This window comes from Streptomyces sp. NPDC004542 (assembly GCF_040610035.1).
Lineage (GTDB): Bacteria > Actinomycetota > Actinomycetes > Streptomycetales > Streptomycetaceae > Streptomyces.
On record NZ_JBEXLP010000034.1, the window covers coordinates 25,553 to 37,652 of the forward strand.

Consider the following 12,100-nt stretch of genomic DNA (forward strand, 5'->3'; position numbering starts at 1 on the left):
CTGACGGGCCCGACTCCCAGTCAGACAGTGCGGGGACGGTCCGCAGTTCCACCCGTCGCGTAAAACGTGTCTCAAGACTTCCACCGACGGGTCACCACCCGGTGCGCAGCAAGTGGTTGACCAGCAGGGCCAGCACGGCCTGGGCGGCCAGCCAGGCGCGGGGGCGGGGGAGGAACGCGCAGGCGGGCAGCAGCCACATCGCGAACGGCAGCCAGATGCGTTCGCTCTCCGCCTTGCTCATACCGGACAGATCGGCGATCAGCAGCGAGACCAGGGCGGTGGCCACCACGAGGGCGAGGCGTGCTTCCGCGGCGGCCGGGAGGGTCCCCGGCCGGGTGAGGGCGTCCCGGCGCCGCCCGCTCAGTACGCCGCCCGCGCGCGCCAGGCCGGCCGCGACGGGGAGACCGGTGATGAGCACGGCGCAGGCGAGGTTCGCCCACACCCAGTAGCTGTAGGGCCTGATGCCGCCCGCCCCCTGGTAGTAGCGCGTCACCAGCAGGCGGTAGGCCTCCCACCAGTCGAAGCCGGCGAGGGTGAACACGACCGGTACCACGGCGAGTCCGGCAGCGAGCGGCACCAGCAGGAGCGGGCGCTCCCGTATCCGGTGACGGCCGAGCAGCAGCACGGTCGCGGCCAAGAAGGCGAAGAGGACCAGACCGTAGGAGAGGTAGCAGGTGAGACCGAACAGCAACCCGGAAGCCGCGGCCCACCAGGCCGATCCGCCGGTGACCGCCAGGGACAGCAGGGCGACGGCCCACGCGGCGACGGCGGCGAAGTACGCGTCGGCCGAGGTACCCATCCACACCGCGGCCGGTGCCAGTACCAGGAACGGGGCCGCCCGCCGTGCCGACTGTTCGGTGGCGAGCGCCCGGACGGCGATCAGCACGGCCACGCCCGCCGTGGCGCCGACGGTGATGCACCAGGCTCCCGCCCAGCCACCACCGCGCAGCCCGATCCGGTCCAGGAGGACGAAGGACAGGGTGGCGCCGGGCGGATGTCCCGCGACGTGCGCCGGCCAGTGGCCGGGGGAGTGGAGCAGGATGTGGTGCGTGAAGTCCCGCAGTGCCGCCGGGACGTCGTGGAAGCGGTCGATGACCCGCAGGTACTCGTAGCGGGTGGTGAGGCGTACGGCGACGCCCGTGTGCCACCCGTCGACCAGCGCCAGCGACCAGATCCAGGCCGAGGAGGCGGCCCAGGCGGTCACGAGCAGCGCACGCCAGCGCAGACGGGCTGCCACAGCGGGCCCGTACGCCACCGCGGCCGCTGCCACCAGCAGGGCCGCTGGGGTCCCAGGACCTGTGTGCGGTCCCCAGGAGCCGAGTACGGGCGGCCAGTCGACGCGCAGCGTGTGGTGGGTGCGCTCGACATGGCGGCCGACGAGCACCGCCGTCACGACGAGCAGGGCGGCGGCCGTAGTGGCGTACAGGTCACGGGAGAGGATGCGTCTCACACCGGAACGCTAGGTCCCCCACAGGGCGGATGCCGTGGTGCGCGGTGCGGGCGTCAGCGGATCGTAAGCAATTCGACCAGTACTCCGGCCTGCGCCTTGGCGCACGGGGCGGCGTCGCAGGACGTCCGTGTTCCGTAAGGGGCTGGGGCATTCCATGGCGGGCTTCGCGTCGGTGGGATGGACGTCATGAGATCGCGCTTCTTCCCGCCCGTGTTCAAGGGCAGGCTGCACGACGCCCGCACGGCGACCTCGATCGGGCGGTGGCTGGGGCTCGCCTTCGCGGTGTGCTTCGTCACCGGGCTGGTCAGTCACTACACGCAGCATCCCCCGGAGTGGGCGGCCAACGGACTGCCGAGCCGGCCGGTGTGGGGCTACCGCTTCACCCAGGGGCTGCACGTGGCCTCCGGGATCGCGGCGGTTCCCCTGCTGCTGGCCAAGCTGTGGACGGTCTACCCGCGGCTGTTCGAGTGGCCCCCGGTGCGCTCGGTGCTCCATGGGCTGGAACGGCTGTCGGTGGCCCTCCTGGTGGCGGCGTCCGTCTTCGAAGTGGCCACCGGTCTGCTCAACACCGCCCAGTGGTACCCGTGGCTGTTCTCGTTCGTCCCGGTGCACCATGCCGTGGCCTGGCTGCTCGCCGGATCACTGATGCTGCACCTCGCGGTGAAGGCACCGCGGATCCGGGACCACTGGAGCCGGCGGTCGCCGGGCACGCTCGCCCTGCCGGCCGAGGACGGGCCCGACCGGCGCTCGCTGCTCACCGCGGTGGCCGCGGCGGTCGGCGCGGTCACCGTGACCACGGTCGGCCAGTCCTTCACCCCGCTGAAGGACCTCACCCTGCTCGCACCGCGCCATCCGGACCACGGCCCGCAGGGTCTGCCGGTCAACCGGACGGCCGCCGCGGCCGGGGTGGGCGCGATCCACGACGGGCGCTACCGCCTGACGGTCTCCGGACCACGTCCCTGCACCCTGACCCTCGACGAACTGCGCGCCCTGCCGCAGCACGAGGTCGAGCTGCCCATCGCCTGCGTGGAGGGGTGGAGCAAGTCGGCGCACTGGACGGGCGTGCGGGTCGCGGACCTGCTGGACCGGGCGGGCGCCCCCGCACACGCCCGGGTGCGGGTGGTCTCGTTGCAGACCCGGGGCGGCTACCGGGTCTCGGAGATGGGCCACGAGCACGCCCGCGACCCCCTGACGCTGCTCGCGCTGCGACTGAACGGTGAGGAACTCACGCCGGACCACGGCTACCCGGTACGTCTGATCGCCCCGAACCGGCCGGGCGTGCTCCAGACCAAGTGGGTCGGCCGGCTGGAGGCGCTGTCATGAGGATCAGCGTTCTGCGGGCCGTGACGGGCGCGGCCGGGGCGGCCCTGCTCGGTATGGGTGTGTCCCTGCTGCTCGGTGTGCGGGACCTGACGGACGTGCTGGTGTGGCTGGGCGGAGCGGTGGTGCTGCACGACGTGCTGGTCGCACCGCTCGTGCTGCTCGTCGGGCTGGTGCTGCCGCGGGGCGGCGTACGCGGGCCGGTGCGCGGGGCCCTGCTGGTCGCGGGGGCGCTGACGGTGGTCGCCCTGCCGCCCCTGCTGCGGCCCGGACCGCGCGGCAACCCTTCGGTGCTGCCGCTGGACTATCCGCGCGACTGGCTGCTCGCGCTGGTGGCCGCCGCGACGGCCACGGCTGTGCTGGTGACCGCACGGGGGGTGCGCCGCATGCGGCGCCGCCCACCCTCGTGAGCGACGTCCTCTCCTTACGGGTGCCTTACGCGTAGCCGGGAAAGCCGGTGTCCGACCTGGCGGGTTCCTACGGTGGCGTGATGCGGACGGTGTTCTCACCGTGCTCGCGTGGGCCGGGTGCCTGGGGTATGCCGCGTACTGCTCCGGGCTGGACGCGGTGGCCGGCATATCCGCCGGAACCGTGGACGGCCTGGGTGTGCACGGGGTGGTCGGGGACCTGTTCGCGGCCGGTGACGAACTGGGCCGGGCCGGGGTCCACGCCCTGACGGCGGCCGCGGCCGCCACCTGCGTGGTGCTGCTGCGGCGCCACGGAGCCCGGGTGCTGCCCGGCGCCGTGGTGGTGCTGCGGGCGTGCTGGTCCTTCCTGGACAGCCACATCTTCTGGCCCCGGGGCGTCTTCACCATGCTGGGATTCGCCGTGGGTTTCGCACCGCCGACCCTGGCGGCGTCCCGCGGCGGCGGCGACGCGCGGCCGGCCCGGCCGGCCGGCCGAACGCTTACGAAGTCCTGACGTCCGGTCACCCGGAGCTCCCGCGACGCCCGAGCGGCCGTACGGTCGGAGGCATGTTGATCCTGGTCACCGGGGGCGCGGGTTTCATCGGCTCGCACATCGCCTCCGCTCTCACCGCCGCAGGCCACGAGGTGCGCGTGCTCGACGCGCTCCTGCCCGCGGCGCACCGCACCGCCCCGCGGATTCCCGAGGGCGTCGACTGGCGGCACGCCGACGTCCGCGACGCGGAGGCGGTCGCGGACGCCCTCAGGGGCGTGGACGCCGTCTGCCATCAGGCCGCGATGGTCGGGCTCGGCAAGGACTTCGCCGACGCCCCCGACTACGTGGGCTGCAACGACCTGGGCACGGCCGTGCTGCTGGCCGGCATGGCGGAATCCGGCGTCCGGGGCCTGGTGCTGGCGAGTTCCATGGTGGTCTACGGCGAGGGCCGCTACGCGTGCGCACGCCACGGCGCCGTCAGGCCGGGGCCGCGCCGGGTGACGGAACTGGAGTCCGGGCGCTTCGAACCTCCCTGCCCGCATTGCGGTGCGCCGCTCGCCGCGGGCCTGGTCGACGAGGAGGCGCCGGCCGACCCGCGCAACGTCTACGCGGCGACCAAGCTCGCCCAGGAGCATCTGGCCGCGGCCTGGGCGCGGGCGACCGGCGGGCGGGTGGCGGCACTGCGGTACCACAACGTGTACGGGCCCGGGATGCCCCGCGACACCCCCTATGCGGGCGTCGCCTCGCTCTTCAGGTCCGCACTGGAGCGCGGTGAGGCGCCGCGGGTGTTCGAGGACGGCGGCCAACGGCGGGACTTCGTCCATGTCCGTGACGTCGCCGGGGCGAACCGGGTGGCGCTGGACGGCTTGCCCCGACTGCCGGAGGGCGGCCTGCGGGCGTACAACGTCGGCAGTGGAGAGCCCCACACGGTGGGGGAGATGGCCGCCGCCCTGGCCTTCGCCCACGGTGGACCGCCCCCGGTCGTCACGGGCGACTACCGCCTGGGCGACGTCCGTCACATCACCGCCTCCTCGCGCAGGCTGCGCGAGGAGGCGGGCTGGAAGCCGGAGGTCTCCTTCACGGAAGGGATGACCGAATTCGCGGTGGCACCCTTGCGGGCCGGCTGACGCCGGGAACGGGGCTCAGGCGGCCGCCGGCAGGCGGACCTCGAAGCGGCAGCCGCCCGGGACGTTGCGGACCGCGGCGTGGCCGCGATGCGCCTCGACGATGCCGCGCACGATGGCCAGACCGAGGCCCGCTCCGGCGGGCGGGGTCCGGGCGTCGGTGCCGCGCCAGCCGGTGTCGAAGACGCGGGGCAGATCCTCGGGAGGAATACCGCCGCACCCGTCGGTCACCGACAGCACGACGCTGTCGGCGTCCCGGCGGGCGGAGACGGCGACCGTGCCGTCGGTGGGCGTGCGGTGGATGGCGTTGACGAGCAGGTTGGCCAGGACGCGGGACATCTCCCGGCCGTCGACCTCGACGGGGACGGACTCCACCCCGTCCCCGACCAGGCGTACGCCCTGCTCCCTGGCCAGCGCGTACGCTCCGGCGATGGCGTCGCCGACGAGGTCGTACACCGACATCCGGGCGGTGTTCAGGGCGAGGACGCCGGCCTGGATGCGGGAGAGTTCGAAGAGGTCGCTGACCATCTCGCCGAGTCGTCCCACCTCGGTCCGGATCCGGGCGTGGTAGACACGGGGATCGGCGACCATGCCGTCTTCCAGGGCCTCCGTCATCGCCTGCAGCCCGGCCAGCGGGGTGCGCAGGTCGTGGGAGATCCACGCGACCAGCTCTCGTCGGGACTCCTCCAGGGCCCTCTCCCGCTCCCGCGACGTGGCGAGCTTGGCGCTGGTGACCGCCAGCTCCCGGCTCAGTTCCGCGAGTTCGGCCGTCGGGGCACCCGGGGGCGGAGTGAACGTCCCGTCGTCCCCGAGGGCGCGGGTGGCCTCGGCCAGGGCGCGGCTGCCCCTGACGACGCTGCGGCCCAGGACGAGTGCCACCACCAGCGAGACGACGGCCGCGATGGAACAGACCGTGGTCACGACCCACAGGTCGTGGTCGGAGAGCAGCATCGCCCATGACACCAGCATCGTTCCGGCGAGCATCGCCGCGACCGTGACGGCGGCGACCACGGCCAGTGACAGGGTGACCGACCGGTTGCGCAGCAGCCTCAGGGCTCCGGTACCGAGCAGCCCGGCGCCGGCGGCGCCGATCGCCGCGTACAGGACGATCAGGAAGGTGTCACGCAGCACCGTCCGCTCCCTCCGTGCCGGGTCCGTCGAAGCGGTAACCCACGCCCCACACGGTGCCGATCAGCCGCGGCCGTGCCGGGTCGTCCTCGATCTTCTCGCGCAGCCGCCGCACGTGGACGGTGACGGTGGACAGGTCGCCGAACTCCCAGCCCCACACGCGGCGCATCAGCTCCTCCCGGCTCGTGGCCCGCCCGGGGTTGCGGAGAAAGAACTCCAGCAGGTCGAACTCCCGCGTCGTCAGGGCGAGTTCCTCACCGCGGCGGGTCGCGCGGCGGGCCCTGGGGTCCAGCGCGAGCGGTCCCGTCCGCAGCGCCGCCGAGGCCGGTACGGTCCGCACCGCGGCCGCCACCGTTCCCGCACGGCGCAGCACCGACTCCACCCGGAGAACCAGTTCCCGGGGGCTGAAGGGCTTGGTGACGTAGTCGTCCGCGCCCACCTCGAGGCCGAGGACGCGGTCCTCCTCGTCTCCGCGGGCGGTCAGCATGATCACGGGCAGCGGGCCGGTCTCGCGGATGCGGCGGCAGACCTCCAGCCCGTCCATGCCGGGCAGCATCAGGTCCAGCACCACCAGATCCGGAGGCTGAGCGGTCGCCACGGCCACGGCGCTGGGGCCGTCGGCGGCCACATCGACGGCGAAGCCCGCCCGGCCCAGGTATCCGGCGACGACCTCGGAGACGGTCGGATCGTCGTCCACGACGAGTACACGTTTCACACCTGCGAGTCTCGCACCGGCGCTCGGGTGTCACCGGTACGGGCAGCGAACGTCAGCGATCCGTAAGGACTGCGGACGTCAGCGATCCGTAAGGTCCCCGAATCCCTTATGCCCCTTTCGGATTCCTAAGGTGAACGGGGTGACCGAGACTTCCCCCTCCTCCCCTGCCCGGGCCGACGTGGTGCTGCCGTGCCTGGACGAGGCCCAGGCCCTGCCCTGGGTACTGCGACGGATCCCGCCGGGCTGGCGCGCGATCGTGGTCGACAACGGCTCCACCGACGGCTCGGCGGACATCGCCCGCGAGCTGGGCGCCCACGTGGTGCACGAGCCACGCCGTGGGTTCGGCGCCGCCTGCCACGCAGGCCTGACCGCCGCCACCGCCGAGGTCGTCTGCTTCTGCGACTGCGACGCCTCCCTGGACCCCGCCCTGCTGCCCGGCCTGGCGGCGCCCGTCCTCGACGGCTCCGCCGACCTCGTGCTGGGCCGCAGGCGGCCCACCACCCCCACCGCCTGGCCGCCGCACGCCAGACTGGCCAACCTGGAACTGGCCCGGCTGATCCGCAGGCGCACCGGCCTGCGCCTGCACGACCTCGGACCCATGCGCGCGGCGCGCCGCGAGGCGCTGCTCGCCCTCGGCCTGACCGACCGGCGCTCCGGCTACCCGCTGCAGATGGTGGTCCGCGCGGCCGACGCCGGCTGGCGCGTGCGGGAGACGGACGTGCCCTACCACCCGCGCACCGGCCGGTCGAAGGTCACCGGCACCTGGCGGGGCGCCTGGCAGGCGGTACGCGACATGCGTGCCGTACTCGACGAGCAGCGCACCCCCATGGCCGGGGTCGTGAGCGCTCCGGGAGGCGGCCGGTGACCGCGCTGCCACGGACGACGCCGCCCTGGACGACGCTGCTGGTGATCGCCAAGGAGCCCGTGCCCGGACGGGTCAAGACCCGGCTCACCCCGCCGTACCTGCCGCGGGAGGCGGCCACCCTGGCCGAGGCGGCCCTCACCGACACCCTGCACACGGTGCTCCAGGTGCCCGTACGGCGCCGAGTGCTCGTCCTCGACGGGGCCCCAGGTCCCTGGCTGCCGTCCGGCTTCGAGGTCGTACCCCAGGCCGAGGGCGGCCTGGACGAGCGGATCGCGGCCGCGTTCGCCCACTGCGACGACGGTCCGGCGCTCCTGGTGGGGATGGACACCCCGCAGCTGACCCCGGGTCTCCTCATCGCGGCCGCCCGGGACGGCGCGGACGCCTGGTTCGGCCCGGCCGCCGACGGCGGCTTCTGGGCGCTGGGCTTCGCCGACCCGGCACGGGCCGGGGACCTGGTCCGCGGGGTGCCGATGTCGACGGACCGTACGGGCCCGATCCAGCGGCGCCGCCTCGCGGACGCCGGACTGCTCGTGCGGGACCTCCCGACCCTGCGCGACGTGGACACCGCGGCCGACGCCGCCACGGTCGCCGCCTGCTGTCCGCCCGGCTCCCGCTTCGCCGCCACGCTGGCCGCGTACACGCAGGCCGCGCGATGAGCGGAACGGCAACCGGTACCGAGCCCGCGGTGACCGAGCCCGCGCAGCCGACCGCGACAGCGCCTCGGCCGCGGATCCGGGCGACGCGCCTCGACCGGATCCCGCCCGCGGAGCCCGGGGAGGCGTGGACCGACGATCCCTACGCCGACGCGGTCCGCACCGGCGGCGGCCCCCTGTTTCTGCGCCGTCTGCCGGACACCCCCGTGCAGGAGCCGCCGCTGCCCCTGGACGTGGAGCGATGGTGTGCCCCTCCGGATGCCGGTGACACGAGCGTGCTGCGCCGCTGTACGGGCCCGGTGCTGGATGTCGGCTGCGGGCCGGGACGTCTGGTGGCCGCGCTGGCCCTGCTCGGGGTACCGGCTCTGGGCGTGGACGTCAGCCCGGCCGCCGTCGCCCGGACCCGCCGCCAGGGCGGTGCCGCCGTATGCAGGTCGGCGTACGACCGCCTGCCGGGCGAGGGCCGCTGGAGCACCGCCTTGCTGATGGACGGGAACGTGGGCATCGGCGGTGACCCGGTCGCCCTGCTCGGCCGCATGCGCGAACTGGTCGTGCCCGGTGGGTGTCTGCTGGCCGAGGCGGCGCCGCAGGACGTGGACGAGCGCTTCACCGCGCGCATCGAGGACGCCCGGGGCCGGTACGGCCGGCCCTTCCCCTGGGCTCGCCTGGGCCCCACGGCGTTGCTGTACGCGGCCGACACCGTCGGCTGGGTCCTGACGGGCCGGTGGACGGTGGACGGACGCCCCTTCGTGGAACTCCGCCGCGCGGAGCCGCGGTGCGCCGGCGCGGACAGCGGCGCGGCACGAACGGGCGCCCACCGTTGAGGGCGACAGCGTGCCGTTCGCTCGCGGACGCCGGGCCCCCTTCTGCGAATCCCGGCAAATATTGCATAATGCAAGTGAAACGGGTGTGCGCGGTCGGGCGCCGTCCGGCGGACGGAGGGAGGAGACGGGGTGATACCGGTGCGCCGATGGTATCGGCCCTCGTCTCCGGCTCAGCTCCCCCTCATGGCGCACCTGCGCACAGCGGTGTGGGGGCCCGCGGAGTTCGTCGGGCTGCCGCCCTGGTGGCTGGTGGGGGAGGGGCTCCTCGTGGGGGCCCTCGGTGCCGTGGCGATCGTCGGTACGACGCTCTTCGGTGCCTGGACGGGCAGGCCTTCGCTGGCCGACGGCGCGGCGGGCCTGGTGTGCGTCGCGGCCCTCACCCTGTATCTCTGCCTCGTCGGTGCCGGACGCGCGCTGGTCGGCATCGCCGCGCTGCTCGGTGCCCATCTCGCGCTCCAGGCTCCGCAGGCCGCCGCCGGCGTGGTGCTCGCGGAACGCGGGCAGGTGCGGTCCGTGGTGGTGACGTCGGTCGCGGACGGCCCGGCGGCCGAGGGCGGGAAAGCCCGGTACCTGTGCTCGGTGGTGGACGCCGACGGCGTACCGCTCAAGGTGCGCATCTGGCGCGGCTGCGGGCGGACGACTCGGCCCGGAGACGCGCTCGCCGTCGTCCACGACCCCGAAGGACGGGTACCCCCGCGCGGGGTGGAGACGGGAGCCGGCGTGCCGGGGCGCGATCTGGCCCCGTGGGCTGCCGCCCTCGTCGTCGCGAGCCTCAGTGCCGTCGTCCGCTCCTACCGGCTTTCCGGTCCGTCCGCGGAGCCCTCAGACGCCGGCTCACCCCGACCGCGGCGGCCCTAGGCCGACGGGACGCCGCTCATCGCCCGATCGTCACGGTCTTCGACACGGTGACCTGGTCGATGTCGGAGACACGGACGGTGGCCTTCATCGTCCAGGTCCCCGAGAGCGGCAGGTTGAGCGTGTCGCTTCCCCAGTAACCGCGTTCGTCGGCGAGCCGTGCGTCCAGCGGGCCGATCCGCCGGCCCTCGTGGGTGAAGGTCAGGCGCAGCTCGGGGACGGAGACGGGGCTGTCGTCGGCGCCGTAGACCAGGGCCTCGACCACGTTCCGGCCCACCCGGCCCGGCTCGAGGGTCACCTGGACCTTGCCGCGTCCGGAGAGGGTGTCCTTGCCGGTGTCGTACGGAATCAGGGTCAGTGAGATGTCGGGCTGTCCGGGCACCCTGGTCGCCGTGGCGGCGGCCTCCTCGGCGGCCCGCCCCGTCCGGGTACCGGTCAGGACGGTCGTGAGCACGAGGACCAGCGCGCCGATCGTCACCTCGGCCAGCACGGATCGCCGCAGCCCGCGCCGGGGCACCTCGGGACCGGACCCCGGCGCCTCGCTCACGCCGACGGGGGAGGGAGCGGGAGCCTCGTCGGCGCCCACCGTCACCGTCACCCGTCGCTCCGTCTTCACCTGCGGCAGCCGGGCCGTCCAGCGCCGCGAGTACGACGCCGCCAGCAGCATCAGCGTCACCGCCCAGAGCTTGAGGGCGAGGATCCTGCCGTAGGGGGTGGAGAACGCCTCCCAGGAGCCGAGCCCGCGCCAGGACTGGTAGACGCCGGTGACGGTCAGTACGGCCACCGAGGTCAGGGCGATACGCGAGAAGCGGGCGACGGCGGCGGGCGGCAGCGGGTCCTCGGCCGGCGCCCGGTACAGGGCGACCAGCAGCGCGGTCAGGCCGCCCAGCCACACCCCCACGGCCAGCAGGTGCAGCACGGAGGAGACCATGGCCACGGGGACCTGGATGCCGGCGGCGGCGTGCTCGGCCGCGACCCAGGTCACGGCCAGGCCGAGGCAGAGCACCCCGCCGGCTGCGACGACACGCCGAGAGGGCTTCGGCACCGGAAGCCGGCGTCGCACCAGCGCGGCCGCCACCAGCAGCAGGAACAGCCGGATCAGCAGGGCGATCCCCGGCCGGCTGTCCACCACCCGCCGCAGCAACCCCACGTCGAGCACCCCGCCCGGTCCGTCGCCGCTGTCGTACGGCCCGCGCAACAGCACCAGCGCAACCGTGGACACCACGAGCGCCCACCATCCGATCACGAACGGCCGTCGTACCACCCGCACGGCCGTGGCCGAGCGCCAGCAGGCCAGGACGAACACGGCGACGCCGATCAGCAGAGCCAGAGCGCCGTAGGCGACATAGCGGCCGACGCCGTACAACGCTTGGACGGCCGGATCCACGGCCGGTCCGGAACCGGCCGTGGCCCGGGTCGAGGACGGCTTGCCGACGGAGAAGGTGAAGGCGCCGGACACGGCGTGGCTGTCGGCCGAGACCACCCGCCAGGACACGGTGTACGTGCCCTGTCCCAGACCGCTCGTCAACCGTACCCGGGCGGTGTTGCCCCGCCCCTGCGCATGCTGTGGACCGCCCGCCGTGACCGGACGGCCGTCGGGGTCGAGCACCCGCAGGGAGTCCCCGACGAGCGCGACCGACTCGTCGAACGTCGCCGTGACCTGTCTCGGCGCGGTGGTCACCACACTTCCGTCGCGCGGGTCGCTGCCGGTCAGCACCGCGTGCGCCGAGGCGGGTGCCGCACCTGCGAGAAGGGTGCCGACAAGCACGGCGACCACCGCCAGGAGCGAGCCGGTCATGTGCCTGCGGTCGTTCACGTGTCGTCGCACCACTCGCGTCTTCCGGGTCGGTTCCTGCGTCACCGAAAGGTACGGACGCACTGCACGCCGTGCTCACCCGGACGGGCTGCGAAGGCACATATTTTGTTCTGTGCAACGAACGGGGCTTCGGTCAGGCCTCCCCTGCCCCCGCCTCCGGCCGCCGCTCACCGCTCGTACAGGTGCGCTCCCGCGACGCGCCCCGGGCGCATGATGCGGATCGTGCGGCTCTCGCACGCCGGGCAGTGGGGCGACTGCAGCGGAGAGGACACGCCACTGCCGCCGAGACGGTAAGCGGCGGCCATCCGCCCGTACTGATCAACGGTGATGTCTCTGTCATACGTGCTCTCCCATCCGTGTCCGCAGTCGAGGCACACGAACGAGTAGGCGCGCTGGATGTGTCGAGCGGACATGGTCCACCTCCGTGGGACGCTCTTTCCCTCCAGCACG

13 protein-coding genes are annotated in these 12,100 nt (G+C 74.0%); 8 read left to right on the forward strand and 5 right to left on the reverse strand.

Translation table 11 applies throughout. From position 1 onward, the window contains the following. Window positions 1-91: 91 nt before the first annotated feature. Window positions 92-1,450, reverse strand: coding sequence for a hypothetical protein (locus ABZX30_RS20070; protein ID WP_355935149.1), 1,359 nt, complete (start codon window positions 1,448-1,450; stop codon window positions 92-94). A gap of 177 nt (window positions 1,451-1,627) precedes the next feature. Between ABZX30_RS20070 and ABZX30_RS20075 the strand changes: the two genes are divergently transcribed. From ABZX30_RS20075 to ABZX30_RS20090, 4 genes are all read left to right on the forward strand, one after another. Next, window positions 1,628-2,773 carry a molybdopterin-dependent oxidoreductase gene (locus ABZX30_RS20075; RefSeq protein WP_355935151.1) on the forward strand — a complete coding sequence of 382 codons (1,146 nt, stop codon included), beginning with the start codon at window positions 1,628-1,630 and terminating at the stop codon, window positions 2,771-2,773. Beyond that, window positions 2,770-3,180 carry a hypothetical protein gene (locus tag ABZX30_RS20080; protein WP_355935152.1) on the forward strand — a complete coding sequence of 137 codons (411 nt, stop codon included), beginning with the start codon at window positions 2,770-2,772 and terminating at the stop codon, window positions 3,178-3,180. Before ABZX30_RS20075 ends, ABZX30_RS20080 begins: the two co-directional genes overlap by 4 nt. 100 nt (window positions 3,181-3,280) lie before the next feature. After that, the gene (locus ABZX30_RS20085) at window positions 3,281-3,691 is read left to right on the forward strand and encodes a hypothetical protein (protein WP_355935154.1); all 411 of its coding nucleotides are present in this window, start codon (window positions 3,281-3,283) and stop codon (window positions 3,689-3,691) included. A gap of 53 nt (window positions 3,692-3,744) precedes the next feature. Then, a complete protein-coding gene (locus ABZX30_RS20090) occupies window positions 3,745-4,797 on the forward strand; it encodes an NAD-dependent epimerase/dehydratase family protein (protein WP_355935156.1) in 1,053 nt (350 codons plus the stop codon). A gap of 15 nt (window positions 4,798-4,812) precedes the next feature. Here the strand turns inward: ABZX30_RS20090 and ABZX30_RS20095 are convergent, their stop codons facing one another. Continuing rightward, window positions 4,813-5,925, reverse strand: a complete 1,113-nt coding sequence (locus tag ABZX30_RS20095; protein ID WP_355935158.1) for a HAMP domain-containing sensor histidine kinase — start codon at window positions 5,923-5,925, stop codon at window positions 4,813-4,815. Continuing rightward, window positions 5,915-6,637, reverse strand: a complete 723-nt coding sequence (locus tag ABZX30_RS20100) for a response regulator transcription factor (RefSeq protein ID WP_355935160.1) — start codon at window positions 6,635-6,637, stop codon at window positions 5,915-5,917. The genes ABZX30_RS20095 and ABZX30_RS20100 overlap by 11 nt, the downstream gene beginning before the upstream one ends. A 139-nt stretch (window positions 6,638-6,776) precedes the next feature. Between ABZX30_RS20100 and ABZX30_RS20105 the strand changes: the two genes are divergently transcribed. From ABZX30_RS20105 to ABZX30_RS20120, 4 genes are all read left to right on the forward strand, one after another. Continuing rightward, the gene (locus ABZX30_RS20105; protein ID WP_355935162.1) at window positions 6,777-7,502 is read left to right on the forward strand and encodes a glycosyltransferase family 2 protein; all 726 of its coding nucleotides are present in this window, start codon (window positions 6,777-6,779) and stop codon (window positions 7,500-7,502) included. Beyond that, the gene (locus tag ABZX30_RS20110; RefSeq protein ID WP_355935164.1) at window positions 7,499-8,158 is read left to right on the forward strand and encodes a DUF2064 domain-containing protein; all 660 of its coding nucleotides are present in this window, start codon (window positions 7,499-7,501) and stop codon (window positions 8,156-8,158) included. The genes ABZX30_RS20105 and ABZX30_RS20110 overlap by 4 nt, the downstream gene beginning before the upstream one ends. Then, window positions 8,155-8,979, forward strand: coding sequence for a class I SAM-dependent methyltransferase (locus tag ABZX30_RS20115; RefSeq protein WP_355935165.1), 825 nt, complete (start codon window positions 8,155-8,157; stop codon window positions 8,977-8,979). Before ABZX30_RS20110 ends, ABZX30_RS20115 begins: the two co-directional genes overlap by 4 nt. Window positions 8,980-9,162: 183 nt before the next feature. Next, the gene (locus ABZX30_RS20120; RefSeq protein WP_355935167.1) at window positions 9,163-9,837 is read left to right on the forward strand and encodes a hypothetical protein; all 675 of its coding nucleotides are present in this window, start codon (window positions 9,163-9,165) and stop codon (window positions 9,835-9,837) included. Between the two features lie 16 nt (window positions 9,838-9,853). On the opposite strand, the gene ABZX30_RS20125 is transcribed toward ABZX30_RS20120, so the two are convergent. Then, complete coding sequence (locus ABZX30_RS20125) at window positions 9,854-11,632, reverse strand: copper resistance protein CopC (RefSeq protein ID WP_355935168.1); 1,779 nt, start codon at window positions 11,630-11,632, stop codon at window positions 9,854-9,856. 185 nt (window positions 11,633-11,817) lie between these two features. Next, complete coding sequence (locus ABZX30_RS20130; protein ID WP_355935169.1) at window positions 11,818-12,063, reverse strand: hypothetical protein; 246 nt, start codon at window positions 12,061-12,063, stop codon at window positions 11,818-11,820. Between the last annotated feature and the right edge of the window lie 37 nt (window positions 12,064-12,100).

What these genes read in the sequence shown, in the direction of transcription:
- ABZX30_RS20125 (WP_355935168.1), bottom strand. Translation starts at nt 11,632, where the DNA reads ATGACCGGCTCGCTCCTGGCGGTGGTCGCCGTGCTTGTCGGCACCCTT.
- ABZX30_RS20120 (WP_355935167.1), top strand. Translation starts at nt 9,163, where the DNA reads ATGGCGCACCTGCGCACAGCGGTGTGGGGGCCCGCGGAGTTCGTCGGG.
- ABZX30_RS20090 (WP_355935156.1), top strand. Translation starts at nt 3,745, where the DNA reads ATGTTGATCCTGGTCACCGGGGGCGCGGGTTTCATCGGCTCGCACATC.
- ABZX30_RS20080 (WP_355935152.1), top strand. Translation starts at nt 2,770, where the DNA reads ATGAGGATCAGCGTTCTGCGGGCCGTGACGGGCGCGGCCGGGGCGGCC.
- ABZX30_RS20130 (WP_355935169.1), bottom strand. Translation starts at nt 12,063, where the DNA reads ATGTCCGCTCGACACATCCAGCGCGCCTACTCGTTCGTGTGCCTCGAC.
- ABZX30_RS20115 (WP_355935165.1), top strand. Translation starts at nt 8,155, where the DNA reads ATGAGCGGAACGGCAACCGGTACCGAGCCCGCGGTGACCGAGCCCGCG.
- ABZX30_RS20075 (WP_355935151.1), top strand. Translation starts at nt 1,628, where the DNA reads ATGGACGTCATGAGATCGCGCTTCTTCCCGCCCGTGTTCAAGGGCAGG.